Raw genomic sequence first — 15570 nt, forward strand, 5'->3', positions numbered from 1 at the left:
GACTATGACCAGGAGTTATACAAAGCACGGCATCTAATTGAGAACTTCTTTGCCAAGCTTAAGCAGTATCGAGCGATTGCTACCCGCTACGATAAGCTCGCAGAAACCTTTCTTAGTGCAATCTACATGGCGGCTGTCGTGATTTGGCTTAATTGATGACACGCCCTAGGCTACAGCGCAATAACGCGCTCAGCCACCCGCAGCTTGGCCGAGCGGGCCCGGGGGTTCAGACTCACTTCGGTTTCGGTGGCAATTACGGGTTTTTTGGTGATTACTTTTAGATCGGGAGAGTCTTTTAGGGTGTGCTTAACCAGGCGATCTTCCAAACTATGGAAACTGATAATCACCAGCCGTCCACCGGGAGTTAACCAGGTGGGGGCAACCTTCAGCAGGGTTTCTAATACCTTTAACTCCTGGTTGACTGCAATTCGCAGTGCCTGAAAGGTGCGAGTAGCCGGATGAATCCGACCGTAGCGATAGCTGCGCGGCACGCAGTAAGAGATGGCCTCGGCCAGATCGGTGGTGGTCTGCCAGGGGCGCTGGTCAACAATTTTGCGGGCAATGCGACGAGAAAGGCGCTCTTCACCGTAGTTGTAGATCAAGTTGGCCAGCTCAGTTTCATCCCAATGGTTGACGATGTCGGCGGCGGTGAGGTCTTGGCGCGGATCCATGCGCATGTCGAGGGGAGCGGTTTGACGAAAGCTAAAGCCGCGATCGCCCACATCGAGCTGCACCGAGCTCACCCCCAGGTCGGCCAAAACACCGTCGAATAGATTTCCGGCGGGGTTGTAGTCGGCAAAATTGCCGTGCCACAAAGAAACTCTGTCACCAAACTCGGCCAGATTGGCCTGAGTCGCCGCGATCGCCGCCGCATCCTGATCCACCGCCACCACCTTCACGGTTGGGTCAGCTTCAAGCATCAGCCGACTGTGGCCACCGCCACCGGCAGTCGCGTCTAAATACCGCCCACCAGGCTGAATGTTAAGCCCTTCGATCACCGCCTCAGGCAGCACCGGCACATGATGAAACTCTGGCTCTGCCATCAGTAATCTCAATCCCTGCTTCTGTATGCCAACTGAGGCGATACCCATTAAGATACTCAAAGATACAGCAGAACTAGATTTTGACGATTGGGTAGCCCCTATGTCGATTATTGAAACTAAGACCGAACCCATGGTGCTCAACATGGGGCCCCACCATCCCTCCATGCACGGGGTGCTGCGGTTAATTGTCACCCTCGACGGCGAAGACGTGCTCGACTGCGAGCCGGTGATTGGCTACCTGCACCGAGGCATGGAGAAAATCGCCGAAAACCGTACCAACCTTATGTTTGTGCCCTACGTGAGCCGGTGGGACTACGCGGAGGGTATGTTTAATGAAGCGATTACCGTCAACGCCCCTGAAAAGCTGGCCAACATCGAAGTACCCAAGCGGGCCAGCTACATTCGCGTCATCATGCTGGAGCTCAACCGCATTGCCAACCACCTACTGTGGCTTGGCCCCTTTCTAGCTGACGTCGGCGCTCAGACCCCTTTCTTCTACATCTTCCGCGAGCGCGAGATGATCTATGACCTGTGGGAAGCCGCTACCGGTTACCGCATGGTCAACAACAACTACTTCCGCATTGGCGGCGTGGCCGCTGACCTGCCCTATGGCTGGCTCGACAAGTGCCTCGACTTTTGCGACTACTTTTTGCCCAAGGTCGACGAGTACGAAAAGTTAATTACCAACAACCCCATCTTTCGCCGCCGAATTGAGGGCATTGGCACCATTACCCGCGACGAAGCGATCTCCTGGGGGCTGTCAGGCCCAATGCTGCGTGGCTCTGGCGTCAAGTGGGATCTCCGCAAGGTCGATCACTACGAGTGCTACGACGACTTCGATTGGGACGTGCATTACGAAACCGCTGGCGACTGCATGGCTCGCTACCAGGTGCGCATTCGCGAAATGCGGGAATCTGTCAAAATTTTGCGGCAGGCCTGTGCCCAAATTCCGGGCGGCCCCTTTGAGAACCTTGAGGCCAAGCGCATGGCCGAAGGCCCGAAATCAGAGTGGAACAATTTTGACTACCAGTTCATTGGCAAAAAAATTGCCCCTACCTTCAAAATCCCTGCGGGCGAGCACTACGTCCGAGTGGAAACCGGCAAAGGCGAGATGGGCATCTTTCTCATCGGCAATGACAGTATCTTCCCCTCGCGCTGGAAGATCCGCGCCCCGGACTTTGTCAATCTGCAAATCTTGCCCCACCTACTGAAGGGGGTGAAGGTGGCCGATATTATGGCCATTCTAGGCAGTATCGACATCATTATGGGGTCGGTAGATCGCTAGGGGCCGCACCCCGGCTCAGGTTTCTGGGCCGATGAGCTACCATTGCAATGGCTTAGACTTGCCCTGTCTAAAGGGCAGTGGAGGGCGCTTGTCCTACCTCTGCGCTGGGTGCATCTAGCCCCCTGTTCCTGAATCATGCCGCTGCCTGTGACCTCACTGCCCTCCAGCCCCTCTCCTACCCTCGCCCGGCAGCGCCGGATTCAGAAGGCAAAGCAGCGGCGAGCGCTGTTTATTGCCCTGCTGCTGCTAGGGGTGGGGTTTGTGGGCGTGCGATCGCTGCCCTATCCCTCGTTGCGGCAGATTCAAGAGACCGTATGGGTCAGCCATCCTGAGCCACTGGCCATGTCGGGGGGCGACCCCTACATTCGCGCCCTGATGCGCACGATTTCTGCCGCCGAGTCAAACACCAATCAGCCCTACAATGTGCTTTACGGCGGCAACCTCGTGCCGCAGCTCAACCGCCATCCCAACATCTGCGTTGAGATTGTAGCGGGGCCAAATCAGGGGCACTGCACCACTGCTGCCGGGCGCTACCAGTTTTTAACCGGCACCTGGCAAGAAAAAGCCCGCCAGTATCATCCCAAGGCTTCTAGCTGGTTTAGCGCCTGGGGCGACTACAGCTTTGACCCCGAATCGCAAGATCTGGTGGTCTACTACTGGCTCAGAGACACCTCTGCCTGGAATTTGGATATTCCTAACGCCCTACGGGACGATCGCCTAGATGAAGTGTTGCGCCGCCTCTCGGGCACCTGGACCAGTTTGGGTTATGGCATCGAGTCAAACAGCATGACTGCTCGACTGCCGCGCATTTACGAAAACCTACTTCAGGAAGAGCTGACGCGGTCGTCCTCTGGGCAGCTGCCCTAGGGATTATTCGTCAAAAGACAGCTGCCCCCTTGGTATGTTTATACCGAGGGGGCAGGGTGACTCAACTTTAACTTTGCCAAAGAGAATTACAACATCAAGGGCTACCATTCCGCAAGGAACCAGCTGATTTTGCGAATGTTTCGTTCAACCCTTTAAGACTGGCCAAAGTCAGCTTTGCTGCGGTTCTCATTGCGCAGCTGATGTAAGTCAGCCTTATAGAGATTTGCAATCCAGAGTTTCTTAAAATCGACCTTGTTGAGGGTTCCAGATCCTAGTTTTGCGAAAGCGGCTTTGTCGCGGTTCTCGTTACGCAAGGGACTACGGTGACGCGAATGCTCGATTTGGCAGAGGTTTTTGAGTGGGTCATTGGCCGTCTCGATAATCAGACGCTTGCGCAGCAAGATCTCGTCGAGCAGCGGCATCAGGGCGTTTTTCATGTCCTTGCGCCGTTTGGTAATCAGTTCTAAGCCACGCTCAAAGAGCGACTCAAAGAATGTCTGCGAAATATACCCTTGGTCTCTAAACAGCCTGCCGACTAGGTTTTTGGTCATCTCGGGAACCGGCTTGCGGTCATCGGTATTGCCCGGCGTCAAGGGTTTTCAAAAATGTGTCAGGCAGAAACGTTAGGCTGCGTCGCACAAATCCTGAATCCACTGTCTCAAAGTACTGTCGATCGCAGCGTAGTCAGCTCAACTTAGGAGCGTGGTGTGGAGTGAGCGCACAGCATCTCGATCTCGCCTTCTGCCCAAAACCCAAATTGAGCCCTAGATGACGCAGCCCTTAGCCCATCCAATTGTAGCCACTGGAAAATCGCGATCGCTTTATCAGAACGGGGGGCAGTAATCGCCAGTATTCTGTCACTGCTGTTTTACGACAGCAATACATCCTGATGACACTTTATTTGTCATCAGGATGTATTGCTGATGTTCCTTAATCAGCTTCAAAGACGGGGCAACGAACGTATCCCTTTCTGCTGCATAATGTTTTCCCTCTCGCTTGACGAGGTTTCAAGCCTTTCACGCACTTATATCAGGCAGTCAGCCCATGTACTTCACCCATTCGAGAATCGCTATAGAAGACTGAAGATTTGTACTCTTGACAGCATTGATTTAGCGCTGCAACAGATATCAGCTCATGACACAGGATACAGCCATTTACGAAATAGTTGAGTTAGGTGCGGCATGATGAAATAAGTGAGCAGGACAACACTGAATCCCGTACTGATCAGTTGCTTGAGCAATGCAGGAAATTCGGACAGTAGTGATGCTAGCAAACGATCTGGGATAGGAAGCATGAGAAATACACCTAACCATGTCACTAACACCATCTTGTAGCGAGGAGGTGAAACTATCAGTTTATTTGAAAGCGTGAACCAAGTTTCTAGCCCAGTCAGGGTTTGAACATTCTCAGGTTTTTCAATTAATGGCTACAATCTCGCAATCCATTCCTGTCGGATATCAGATTCCATCCAAACTTTAAGGTTGCTGTACTGATCAAACTTGACAACTACCACGTACTCAGGGTGAGCATGATCCCAGTGCCGGATCATATTGACGCCTAGATGTCCTTTGAATTTGTGAGCATCTGTAGCAATTTTCTTCAAAAGGCGAGAGCAGGCAATCGTGCACCACCCAGACTTGCATCAAGATGGAGAATGTGTGCCTGGAATTAACTTCAAGTGATGAATCAAGGCTTCAGAGAAGATAAACCTTTTTACAGCTTCGAGAACAGCAGATTTAACCCCTCGGTCATTGTGGGATGAGTTAACACACCATCTCGCAGAACGGTATAAGGCATCTTCGCTTGCATTATCATCTGCACCGTCGAAATCACTTCACCCGCTTCATGACACAACAGTGAGCAACCAAGAATTTTACCTGTCTCGGTGTCCACGATCGCCTTCAGCAAGCCATCAGTTTGCCCTAATGTTCGCGCTCTGGGAATTGCTGAAGCATCCAGTTTTGCCACGCGATAAGCATAACCTTGTTGCCATGCTTCGGTTTCGGTTAGACCCACATGAGCCAGTTCTGGATCGATAAAAAGACACGACGGAATCAAGCGATCGCGCGTACTGCGGTTACCGCCATCAATTAGATTTGCTTTGACGATGCGGTAATCATCGAGCGATACATGGGTATATTGTGGTCCTCCATTAATATCGCCTAATGCCCAAATTCCCGGTATGTTGGTCTCCAGGCGATCGTTGACTGGGATAAATCCATAGGCATCGATTGCTACACCAGCAGCGGCTAAATTTAGAGTTTCAGTGGTAGGCACACGCCCAACAGCGACAAGCAGATGTGAACCCTGAAGAGTTATTTTCTGGTCAGCGACTTGAATTTGTAGCTCAGTTGCATTACCAGCGCGATTCTCCAAAGGAGACGCTTCGCGAACGACTCTTAACACCTTTGCCTTTAGCAGGAATTCAATACCGTCTCGTTCTAAAAGTGCTTGAACGGCGATCGCAATATCAGGGTCTTGCTGTGACAGAATTTGCTCACCTTGCCCAATTACAGTAATGCGAGATCCAAAACGCCGAAACATCTGGGCAAATTCCAAACCAATGTAGCCGCTACCGAGAACGATCAAATGTTCTGGCAGATGTTCTAGCTCCATGATCGATTCGCTAGTCAAGAAACCAACTTCTTTGAGTCCAGGCACCGATGGAATTGACGGTCTTGTACCTGTATTGATAAAGAAGCGTTCTGCGGTGAGGTGCCGGGTTTTACCTTCGGCGGTTGTCACTTCGATTGTTTTGGGCGCAATGAATTGTCCTGTTCCAATAATCAGGTTGTGACCTAAAGCAGTTTCTAGGTTGTGCAAATTCATGTCACGCATGGATTGGACAACCGTTCGTTTGCGTTGAATCACGGCGACTAAAGTAACGGTGAGTGCATCGGTTTTAACTCCATACGTAGCACTATTTCGCACTGCATTTGCAACGTGAGCACTCGCTACCATTGTTTTTGTGGGAATGCAGGCAACGTTGATGCACCCGCCACCAATCATGGTTAAGCTGCATTCAACCAATGCTGTTTTCCGTCCGTCAGCAACTAGCGCTGGTGCAAGTGTTTTACCTGCTTTACCGCCGCCAATAATAATGTCGTCGTAGTACTCAGAATTCATACTTACATTACCTAACGTGAGCGGTCATTTAGTGCCAAAGTGAGTTCGCATGAAGGCAATATATTCATCCTCAGAGGTTTCCCGTCTCGCCTTGATCATCGATTGAATGTCGTCCGTTGCTACGTAGCGCAAACGATTTGTGCCATCGGTTGCTGCCTGGTAAATTACCTTTGCAACATCCTCCTCTGTGGCTTGGCGCGCGTCGCGGAGGCTCTCAAAGACGGCGTTGGTGTGAGTGACGAAGCGCTCATAGTCAGGAATTGCACTATTCTCCACAGTCTCAATGCCGATACGTTGCTCAAACTTCGTGTTTGCGATGCCACCAGGTTCAATGATCTTTACGGCAATATTTTGCGAAGCCAGCTCGTAGGAAAGGGCTTCGCTAAAGCCTTCGAGGGCGAATTTGCTAGCGCAATATAGCGAAAGCATCGGCAGCGTAACTACGCCCGCTCCTGAGCTTATATTGAGAATCAAGCCAGCTTTGTTTTGCCGGAAATGTGGCAGAATTGCACGTGTAACATTCATAACCCCAAAGACGTTGACGTTGAATTGCTCCACTACTTTTTCGGGTGGCGTTGCCTCAAACAGCCCGAAGAGCCCAAAGCCAGCATTGTTGACCAAAGCGTCGATCTGCCCAAAGCGAGCGATCGCAGTCTCAATTGCTGCGGTGATGCTCACGCGATCTTGAACGTCTAAGCGTGTAACCAGTACGTTGGGGATCTGGACAAGTTCTTGTTCTTTCTCCGGATGCCGCATTGTAGCCACAACATTCCAGCCTTCGTGAGCAAAAAGGCGTGCAGTGGCTTTGCCCAATCCAGAGGAGGTTCCCGTGATCAGAATGGTTTTTGCCATATTTGTTTCAAATGCTTCTCTTTAGCAACGATGGTTGCCATTAAGGGTTTAGAGGTTAGATTTTGTTTCTCTACCCGACCTACGATTTTGGCTTTGGGGCTACTACATGGCCTTTACAATTTCATCTGTAGACATAACTGCATTGGCGATATATCCAAAATTGATCAGTGCCGCTTTGTAGCCGTCGCCCAGGTCTGGATGCCGAGGGGCAGCCGTTGCATCTTTGACGACGAGCACCTCAAATCCTTGCTCGATTAAGTCGCGCAAGTGAGCTTCAACACAGATGTTGGCTAGCATTCCAAGCAAAATGACTTTGCAGATATTTCGCTTACGCAGTTGCAAAACGAGGTCGTTGCTCTGTGGTCCATAGGCTTTATGGGGACTGACCACGATCGTTTTGCCATCCTCAATGAAGGGCTTGTAGCGATCGAGCCAGTCAGCACCAGACCCTAAGAAGCCGTCAAGGCTCAATGCACCACTGCGATCGAACTCTTTAGACTCCAACATTATCCGCTCTACCGTTCCAGCAAAATTCCAGCCATAGTCGGTAGGGTAGTAATAGTGGGGGGAGATAAAGACTTCAAAGTCAGCTTGCTTGGCAACCTTGAAGACTCGCTCAATGTTTTCGACAGTCTTGTTCTCCTTAACACTGTCACTCACCAAATCCCAGGAAACACCTGTTTCGCTCAAAACATCGTTTTGTGGATCGATAACGACCACTGCGGTGTCAGTCTTGTTAATGTTCATTGTTTTTTCTTATCTGTTAATTTTCACGCTTCGGATTGTTAAAAACCACCATCTGAGCGGCACTTCCCCGGTAATCCAGTTTGAGTCGGAGAACGCAAACTGGATAGCCGCTCTCCAATGGGATTCAAAGCAGTTGCGAAAAGACGAGTTCCATACATCCGCAACGTGTTTATGCTTCTCTAGTTATCAGCCGCAGCGTGTTCGATAAGCTCGACAACGGCATCTGGATGGGAAACCATCACCACATGTGATGCACCACGCACCACGACCGTTTCCTTTGAGTTAGCGCGCTCCGCCATGAAAGCCTGCGCTGCTGCGGGAATGTTTAAGTCGCGCTCGCCATAGATAAACCAGGACGGGATAGACTTCCATGCGGGCTCGCCGGAGCCTTCGTTAAGCGCAGCTTCCGTGATCGGACGCTGGGTGCTAGCCATCAACTGCGTGTCTGAGGTGGGCAGATCTGCGGCAAACTGCGCATGGAATTTGTCCTGCTGAATGTATAGGTCTTTGCCGCCATCGGGCAGTTCGACCGGCGGCGCAAGTGTCGGACCAAGCGTGCTGCCGGGATAACGTCCTGAGAGTTCGGCGGCAGTTTCGCCCGTGTCAGGAGCGAAACCGGCAACGTAGACAAGCGCCTTCACGTTCCCGTCGTCATTAACCGCATTGGTAATCACCGCACCTCCGTAGGAATGTCCAACTAGCACGATGAGACCCTCGATGCCACTGAGGACGCTGGCGACATAGTCTGCGTCGCTTTGGACTCCTCGTAGGGGATTAGCTACAGCGATCGTTGGATAACCTTTCGTGATTAGCTCGCTCAATACCCCGTTCCAGCTGGAAGACTCGGCGAACGCGCCGTGGATGAGGACGATGGTGGGCTTGTCTTGTGCACTTGCAGTGTTCATGGTGACTCCTAGAAAAGTAATTACAGTGGTTCCTAAAAAGAGTGCGACGACCAGAAGCAGGCGGATACCCTTCCTGAGGGTGAGCATGTTCATGTTGTGATCTCCTTTGTGTTTGTTTGTCTCGTTGGATGTCGAAAAGACAGTTTCCACATCAATTCAATTGGATACAATGCCCTTCGCCGAGCAGTCGTTCCGTTGAGTTATCAGGGGCAATGCTGCTTTAACTCTCCCGATCAAAGGAGGAAACCTTTCCTACTTGAGGTGCAACTTGAAGAAGTCAGTGGTTCGACTATTGGCCAAGGTGGCTGCATCCCTGTCGTAGTGAATGCCACGGTGTCGGGCAAAAGCGTGTTTGCAACCTGGGTAGGTAAACACCTGAGCAGTTGCAGCGTCTTTTAGCGTTTCGATGATGGACTTTTGCGCATCCTTGGAGATGTACTCATCCTCCTCGCCCAGATGAACCAACAGCGGATTCTTGATATTGTTTACTTCGTCCAGGTGCTTTTCCATGCTGCCACCGTAGTAAACGACAGAGGCATCAGCACTCCTGCGCGCCGTCGTGATAAAGCTCATCAGACCGCCAAGACAGTAGCCCATTAATCCAACTTTTCCGTTGGTGCCAGGCAGCGATCGCGCCGTCTCCATTGTCGAAGCAATATCTGCAACGCCAGTGTCATAGTTGAAGGCTGTGTAGAGGGCAAAGCCCTTTTCCCATTCAGCCTCGGATTGATCCGACATATCAACACCTGGCTCCATCCGCCAGAACAAGTCTGGACTCACAGCGATATATCCCTGCAAAGCGAGTTCGTCACAGGTGTCTCGGATATCAGCATTGACACCAAAAAGTTCCTGAATGACAACGATCGCTGGTGCTGGTAGGACATCCGGATGCGCTACATAAGACTGAAAAGTTCCGTCATGGGTATCCACGGTGATGTATTTGCTCATGCATTTCTCCTAGTGAGAACATTTCTCATAACCGACCGAATTATTTCAAAATTGATCTGATCCAAGCCAAAGAGGACCATAGTGATGCACAACTTTTCACCAGTAATACAGGCGAAATCAAAAGCACCGATTCCCTTAGAAGCACGTGTCACAATTGCGATTTTCCGTCTAGTTTATTCACGGTTGCGAATCCTATGGCGGTTAGGTTCAAAGCAGCCAGCTGTAACAAATGCGATTAGACGAAAATGATCATTCGATCGTTAACAGCAACGTCTCATCTCAACAATTCAGCACTAGGACTTAAGAAATGCCAGCAGATCGGCATTGAGTTCATCCCTACTGGTGTCGCCCAGGCTATGCGACCCACCAGGATAAATTTTCAAAATTGAATCTTTGACAAGCTTTGCAGACAGGGGAGCAGAAGCTCCAATCGGCACGATCTGATCATCATCGCCATGAAGGATTAGCGTCGGCACGTCAAACTTCTTCAAGTCCTCGGTAAAGTCTGTTTCCGAAAACGCTTTGATGCAGTCATATCCGTTCTTGTGACCAGACATCATGCCCTGCATCCACCAGGCGTTGATCAGCCCTTGAGAGACTTTGGCCCCCGGTCGATTGAAGCCGAAGAACGGACCACTCGCCACATCCAGAAAGAACTGCGATCGGTCTGCCAAAAACGCCTCCCGAAAGCCGTCAAAGACCTCAATGGGTAGCCCACCCGGATTTGCCTCCGTTTTAAGCATGATTGGGGGCACTGCACCCATCAGCACTGCTTTGGCGACACGCGCCGTTCCATGCCGTCCGATGAAGCGCGCCACTTCGCCGCCACCCGTAGAGTGGCCAATCATCACTGCATCTTTCAGATCCAGTGCCTCAAGAAGTTCTGCCAGATCGTCGGCGTAGGTGTCCATGTCATTGCCATTCCACGGTTGGCTTGAGCGTCCATGACCGCGGCGATCGTGCGCGATGCAACGGTAGCCGTGCGAGGCAAGAAAAAACATCTGCGATTCCCAAGCATCGGCGCTGAGGGGCCAACCGTGACTAAAGACAATGGGTTGTCCTGTACCCCAGTCTTTGTAATAGATTTGCGTACCATCTTTAGTCGTAATTGTGCTCATCTGGCTCCTAAACTGAATTAGTCGAACGTTGGCTTGATGACTTGCCTTGCTTGTGACGATGGATCACCCTATTTAGCAACAGCCCGACTGGAGCGTTGCCAACCGCGTCTGGAGCTGCCTTAAATCTGTGCCATGCCGCCATCGACAAACAGCTCGATGCCGCTCACAAAGCTGCTGTCGTCCGAAGCAAGAAAGACAACAGCTTTGGCAATCTCATCGGGCGTGCCGACTCGCCCTAATGGGATATTGGCAGCTTGGCTGGCTACGAATTCCTGCACCTGCTCATCACTCAGTCCCATGAGGTTGTAGCCAGGAGTCGGAACTACGCCGGGGCTAATAGCGTTGACTCGGATCTTGCGATCCTTAAGGTCGAGTATCCAATTTCGGGCAAACGATCGCACGGCGGCTTTAGTTGCACTGTAAACACTAAAGGCCGGAGTGCCTTTGATCGAAGTAATCGAAGCATTCAGAATGATGGAAGCGCCCTCCGGCAACAGAGGCAGTGCCTTCTGCACGGTGAACAGTAAACCTTTAACGTTCGTGTTGAACGTTTTATCAAAATGTTCCTCAGTGATTGATCCAAGTGGGGCGATTTCTCCGCCGCCTGCATTGGCGAAGATCACATCAAGATGTCCTTGCTCTTGCTTGATTGTGGCGAACAGGCGATCGAGGTCTTCCATCTTGGAAGCATCACTCTGAACACCCGTGACGTTTTTACCAATCTCTTTTACGGCAGCGTCCAGTTCAGGCTGACGACGACCCGTGATGAAGACATAGGCACCTTCAGCGGCAAAGTGCTTAGCAGTGGCAAGACCGAGGCCGCTAGTACCGCCGGTGACAAGCGCGACTTTTCCATCTAATTTTTGCATGATGAATCCTGTAGTTGTTTGGGATGGCTGCTAATGCACAACACTGTTTAAGCATGACTGTGGTCATGATGAGGATGAGCCATTGGATGTTTAGGATGGCTCATCCTTCCACTGGTCAGGCAGGAACAGGTTGCAGTCGGGATGCGAGAAATTGAGTGATATAGTTTGCGATCGCCTCTCCTTCCTCTTCTAAAGCAAAATGTCCGGTATCAAGTAAATGGAACTCAACGTCTTCTAGGTCACGCTTGTAGGGATAAGCGCCTTCGGCAGGGAAGATATAGTCGTTCTTGCCCCAAGCAATTAAGGTTGGTGGCTGATATTTGCGGAAATACTCTTGCCACTGTGGATATAACGGTGGGTTCGTACCATAGCTATAAAGCAGCGCCAATTGAATCTCATCATTTCCGGGGCGATCGAGGAAGCGTTGATCCATATTCCAGGTATCCGGACTGATTGCTTCAGGGTTGCGAACACCGTTGGTGTATTGCCACTTCGTTGTTTCCAAAGTGACAAGGTATTTGAGCTTGTCTGCATTCTCAGGTGAGCGGTCTTGCCAATACGCTTTAATCGGCTCCCAAAATTCGCGTAGACCTTCCTCGTAAGCATTTCCGTTTTGAACAATTAAAGCTTGTACTCGCTCTGGATACTTAGCAGCAATGCGATAGCCGATCGGAGCACCATAATCCATCACATAGAGGCTGTATTTTTTGAGATCGATCGCGGTAATAAATTTCTCCATGATCTCAGCTAAGTGATCAAAGGTGTAATCAAACTCATTCACGGTTGGCATCGAACTGTTGCCGTAACCAGGGTAATCAGGGGCAACCAGATGAAATTGATCAGCCAGCGCAGAAATTAAATCTCGAAACATATGAGAGGAAGTTGGGAAGCCATGTAATAGCAAAATTGTTGGATTCTTACGAGAGCCTGCTTCTCGATAAAAGATATCTAGACCATCGATCGAAACTGTGCGAAAAGTAGTCATTCCGCTACTCCTTGTAATTGTATAAGTGATGCAATTGTGGTGTGCAATCAACACACGCTACCGCTGAAAGTAGTCACGCCAGCTCTTGGGTAAAGCTTCAAGTTGGGCGGCGCGGTGAAGTAGCTCTGGATTATCATCCGCATCAACATAAAGTTGAGTAATATCGGCAACTGTGATATTGTTTTCATCCCGGCTTACCAACTCTAGAGTGTCTCCAGTTCCGACTTCACCCTCTTGCAATACACGAAAGTAAAACCCTGTGCGACGACTAGCGAGAAATCGCTTCACCATATCTGATCGTCCAAACCGAATTCCCAGTTTGTAGCAAGGCATCCGAGGCTGAGTCACCATGAGTTTGACGGTGCCAATCTGAAAGTGATCGCCAATGTTCACGTCGTCTTCTCTCAGTCCAGTGGTTGTGAAATTTTCACCAAAGTTGCCTATTGTTAGCTCTGTGTCAGGTAATTCACCACGCCAGTAGTCATAATGCTCGAATGGATAAACATAGACTGCTTTGTCTGCTCCGCCATGAACCGTTAAATCTGCTTGCCGATCGCCGTCTAAATTGAGCGATCGCACCATCACGCGATCGCTGACTGGCTCTTTAAAAATCCCGGTGGTAACAGTTTTTGCTTTCCAGGTGACTTTACGCGGTAGCCCGACATTAACAGAGATAAGTTTCATCTCCAGCTCCAAACCTTTAAGCGGCATTCTCTGTGAATCGGTTTATTTCTTATGCGGAAAGGTGGCAGGTCATAACCTCAACTGGAAGGTAAATCTCCGGGCGCACCCAGAATTTCATCACCAATCTCAGCAGAAATACGCTCAAACAGTGCCATGTCTGATGGTTCTGCCTCATCCAGCGTCCCCACTGCTGCAATCAATCGAGCAAAGGAACTAGGCGCAGCAACGACCAATCCGCGAGCAGGGCGATCGCCGAGCGCCGCGACAACGTGAGGGGTATATGGAGCAATCAGGAAGCTTTCACCCGCATTCAGTACAACCTTGTTCTCACCTGCCCAGACCGTGAACTCACCTTCCAATACATAGAGTTGCTCGGAATAGCGTGTGTGGCGATGGGGAGGGGTTTGTATGCCCGGTGGAAAGTAGCCTTCGATGAGATCGTACTGTCCTCCAGTTGTAGCGTGATCGGCAATAATATTGAGGTGAGAGCCAAAGAGCCAAAGAGCTTGTGTCACGAGATTGCTCCGTTAATAAACGATTTGTGTGATGAAAAGTTAGTTTGCAATTGCTGAAGGTATTTGCTGTAAAACGTGATCCGAAGCTTTAATTAAATCGGCGGCTTTTTCGCCAATCATGATCGTCGGTGCATTCGTATTGCCTGTGGTGATCGTTGGCATGATAGAAGCATCTACAACGCGCAACCCCTCAAGCCCACGTACTCGTAGTTCAGGGTCTACCACTGCCATTGGGTCAGTGCCCATTTTGCAAGTACCAACCGGATGCCACACTGTACTGCAAGTTTCCCGAACGTAAGCAACGAGTGCTGCATCACTCTGCTTGTCAGCACCCGGAGCAACTTCCCTACCGCGAAACTCATCCAAAGCACTGGCATGAAACAAGTTACGGAGTAACTTAATCCCGACAACAAGCTTTTGCACGTCAGTTTCACATTGGAGAAAGTTCATTTGGATTATCGGCGTGTCCTTGGGGTCGGGGGAACGTAAACTGACACTGCCAATGTTTTGGGGATGGGTTAAACAAACAAAACTTACGAAACCCAAACCAGAATGGGCATAACCAGGCGGTGCCAACAAAACCGGACCGAAGAGAAACTGTAAATCTGGCGCAGCATCCAAAATTCCCTCGGTATGCAAGAGCAAGCCAGCTTCAGCGATACTACTGGTGCTTGCCGCATGTAAATCCTGAGTTGCCTCATATGCTACAGAGACAACAGGGTGGTCTTGGAGATTTTGACCAACACCCGGCAAATCAGCCACTACCGGAATTCCCATCGCTTGCAGGTGTTCTGCATCTCCAATACCAGAAAGCATCAGCAGCTTGGGCGAATCGAACGCGCCAGCACTTAAAATCACTTCCTGGTTAACGCTGGCCTGGTGCAGTGTGCCCTCATGGAGGTACTCCACCCCAACGGTGCGAGTACCCTCAAACAACAGGCGAGTTACCAACGCTCCTGTTGTTACAGTTAAATTAGGACGCTGGAGAATGGGCACAAGAAAGGCAGCAGCAGTACTGTGCCGTTTACCATCCTTGATCGTCAACTGATAGAGCCCTGCTCCTTCCTGCTGCAGGCCGTTCGGATCTGGATTGTGGTCATATCCTAGTGACACTGCTGCGTCTACAAATCGTTGAGATATTACAGCAGGCGCAATGTGATCGGTGACACTCAGCTCTCCATTAACTCCGTGAAATTCGGACGCACCTCGTGAGAAGTGCTCTGATTTCTTAAAGTAGGGCAAAACATCTTGGTAGCTCCAACCGGGGTTGCCTAATTCCTGCCAGTGGTCATAATCACGAGGATGGCCCCGCATATAAATCATGACGTTAATCGAACTGCTGCCGCCCAAAACTTTGCCACGGGGACAAAAGATTGTGCGGCCATTCAGGTAGGGCTCGGGCTCAGAGAAATATGCCCAGTCCACTTCAGAGCCCTGTAGACTGAGACATTCTGCTGGGATGTGAATTTCTGGTTTCGTGTCGGGGCTGCCCGCTTCGAGAAGTAACACGGTTACGTCACTGTCTTGTGTTAGACGGTTAGCGACCACACAACCTGCCGAGCCTGCGCCAACTACAATATAGTCATAGTGAGTCATAAAATCCTCTTTTTCTATTGTTGGCAATAA

15 protein-coding genes and 1 pseudogene are annotated in these 15570 nt (G+C 50.5%); 3 read left to right on the forward strand and 13 right to left on the reverse strand.

All coding sequences use genetic code 11. The annotated features are described in order from the left end of the window. Positions 1–156, forward strand: a 156-nt coding sequence (locus tag H6F76_RS09240) for a transposase (RefSeq protein ID WP_190507635.1), incomplete at its 5' end; no start/stop codon positions are given. A 14-nt stretch (positions 157–170) separates the two neighbouring features. Here the strand turns inward: H6F76_RS09240 and rsmH are convergent. Continuing rightward, positions 171–1043, reverse strand: coding sequence for a 16S rRNA (cytosine(1402)-N(4))-methyltransferase RsmH (gene rsmH, locus H6F76_RS09245; protein WP_190507637.1), 873 nt, complete (start codon positions 1041–1043; stop codon positions 171–173). Positions 1044–1143: 100 nt separating this feature from the next. Here rsmH and H6F76_RS09250 point away from each other — a divergent pair, with 100 nt between their 5' ends. Both H6F76_RS09250 and H6F76_RS09255 read left to right on the forward strand, forming a co-directional pair. Continuing rightward, the gene (locus tag H6F76_RS09250; RefSeq protein ID WP_190507639.1) at positions 1144–2328 is read left to right on the forward strand and encodes an NAD(P)H-quinone oxidoreductase subunit H; all 1185 of its coding nucleotides are present in this window, start codon (positions 1144–1146) and stop codon (positions 2326–2328) included. A gap of 135 nt (positions 2329–2463) precedes the next feature. After that, on the forward strand, positions 2464–3195 hold the full coding sequence (locus tag H6F76_RS09255; protein ID WP_199290054.1) for a glycoside hydrolase family protein: 732 nt from the start codon (positions 2464–2466) through the stop codon (positions 3193–3195). 152 nt (positions 3196–3347) lie between these two features. On the opposite strand, the pseudogene H6F76_RS30975 reads toward H6F76_RS09255, so the two are convergent. The 12 genes and pseudogenes from H6F76_RS30975 to H6F76_RS09315 all read right to left on the reverse strand — a co-directional run. Further along, positions 3348–3788 (reverse strand): annotated as a pseudogene (locus H6F76_RS30975) (transposase); the annotation flags it as partial. Between the two features lie 1120 nt (positions 3789–4908). Continuing rightward, a complete protein-coding gene (locus H6F76_RS09265; protein WP_190507643.1) occupies positions 4909–6321 on the reverse strand; it encodes a mercuric reductase in 1413 nt (470 codons plus the stop codon). 24 nt (positions 6322–6345) lie between these two features. Further along, a complete protein-coding gene (locus H6F76_RS09270; protein WP_190507646.1) occupies positions 6346–7173 on the reverse strand; it encodes an SDR family oxidoreductase in 828 nt (275 codons plus the stop codon). A gap of 102 nt (positions 7174–7275) precedes the next feature. Beyond that, a complete protein-coding gene (locus tag H6F76_RS09275) occupies positions 7276–7920 on the reverse strand; it encodes a cysteine hydrolase (RefSeq protein ID WP_190507647.1) in 645 nt (214 codons plus the stop codon). A gap of 179 nt (positions 7921–8099) precedes the next feature. Further along, complete coding sequence (locus H6F76_RS09280) at positions 8100–8825, reverse strand: alpha/beta hydrolase (protein WP_347275999.1); 726 nt, start codon at positions 8823–8825, stop codon at positions 8100–8102. Positions 8826–9077: 252 nt separating this feature from the next. Next, positions 9078–9773: a dienelactone hydrolase family protein gene (locus H6F76_RS09285; RefSeq protein ID WP_190507651.1), complete on the reverse strand. Its 696-nt coding sequence runs from the start codon at positions 9771–9773 to the stop codon at positions 9078–9080. Between the two features lie 293 nt (positions 9774–10066). Then, entirely contained in the window at positions 10067–10891 is an 825-nt protein-coding gene (locus tag H6F76_RS09290; protein WP_190507654.1) for an alpha/beta hydrolase, read from the reverse strand. Positions 10892–11010: 119 nt separating this feature from the next. After that, positions 11011–11760: an SDR family oxidoreductase gene (locus tag H6F76_RS09295; RefSeq protein WP_190507656.1), complete on the reverse strand. Its 750-nt coding sequence runs from the start codon at positions 11758–11760 to the stop codon at positions 11011–11013. Positions 11761–11875: 115 nt separating this feature from the next. Continuing rightward, the gene (locus H6F76_RS09300) at positions 11876–12745 is read right to left on the reverse strand and encodes an alpha/beta hydrolase (RefSeq protein WP_190507658.1); all 870 of its coding nucleotides are present in this window, start codon (positions 12743–12745) and stop codon (positions 11876–11878) included. A gap of 57 nt (positions 12746–12802) precedes the next feature. After that, positions 12803–13429 (reverse strand): MOSC domain-containing protein, encoded by a 627-nt coding sequence (locus H6F76_RS09305; protein WP_190507660.1) that lies wholly within the window; start codon positions 13427–13429, stop codon positions 12803–12805. A 77-nt stretch (positions 13430–13506) separates the two neighbouring features. Next, complete coding sequence (locus H6F76_RS09310) at positions 13507–13944, reverse strand: cupin domain-containing protein (protein ID WP_190507661.1); 438 nt, start codon at positions 13942–13944, stop codon at positions 13507–13509. Between the two features lie 39 nt (positions 13945–13983). Further along, complete coding sequence (locus H6F76_RS09315; RefSeq protein ID WP_190507663.1) at positions 13984–15540, reverse strand: GMC family oxidoreductase N-terminal domain-containing protein; 1557 nt, start codon at positions 15538–15540, stop codon at positions 13984–13986. Positions 15541–15570: the final 30 nt, after the last annotated feature.

Origin of the sequence: Leptolyngbya sp. FACHB-321 (genome assembly GCF_014695975.1) — a bacterium.
Classification (GTDB): domain Bacteria; phylum Cyanobacteriota; class Cyanobacteriia; order Leptolyngbyales; family Leptolyngbyaceae; genus Stenomitos.

Coding starts and splice junctions, on each gene's coding strand:
- rsmH (WP_190507637.1), bottom strand. CDS start 1,043: ATGGCAGAGCCAGAGTTTCATCATGTGCCGGTGCTGCCTGAGGCGGTG.
- H6F76_RS09250 (WP_190507639.1), top strand. CDS start 1,144: ATGTCGATTATTGAAACTAAGACCGAACCCATGGTGCTCAACATGGGG.
- H6F76_RS09255 (WP_199290054.1), top strand. CDS start 2,464: ATGCCGCTGCCTGTGACCTCACTGCCCTCCAGCCCCTCTCCTACCCTC.
- H6F76_RS09265 (WP_190507643.1), bottom strand. CDS start 6,321: ATGAATTCTGAGTACTACGACGACATTATTATTGGCGGCGGTAAAGCA.
- H6F76_RS09270 (WP_190507646.1), bottom strand. CDS start 7,173: ATGGCAAAAACCATTCTGATCACGGGAACCTCCTCTGGATTGGGCAAA.
- H6F76_RS09275 (WP_190507647.1), bottom strand. CDS start 7,920: ATGAACATTAACAAGACTGACACCGCAGTGGTCGTTATCGATCCACAA.
- H6F76_RS09280 (WP_347275999.1), bottom strand. CDS start 8,825: ATGAACACTGCAAGTGCACAAGACAAGCCCACCATCGTCCTCATCCAC.
- H6F76_RS09285 (WP_190507651.1), bottom strand. CDS start 9,773: ATGAGCAAATACATCACCGTGGATACCCATGACGGAACTTTTCAGTCT.
- H6F76_RS09290 (WP_190507654.1), bottom strand. CDS start 10,891: ATGAGCACAATTACGACTAAAGATGGTACGCAAATCTATTACAAAGAC.
- H6F76_RS09295 (WP_190507656.1), bottom strand. CDS start 11,760: ATGCAAAAATTAGATGGAAAAGTCGCGCTTGTCACCGGCGGTACTAGC.
- H6F76_RS09300 (WP_190507658.1), bottom strand. CDS start 12,745: ATGACTACTTTTCGCACAGTTTCGATCGATGGTCTAGATATCTTTTAT.
- H6F76_RS09305 (WP_190507660.1), bottom strand. CDS start 13,429: ATGAAACTTATCTCTGTTAATGTCGGGCTACCGCGTAAAGTCACCTGG.
- H6F76_RS09315 (WP_190507663.1), bottom strand. CDS start 15,540: ATGACTCACTATGACTATATTGTAGTTGGCGCAGGCTCGGCAGGTTGT.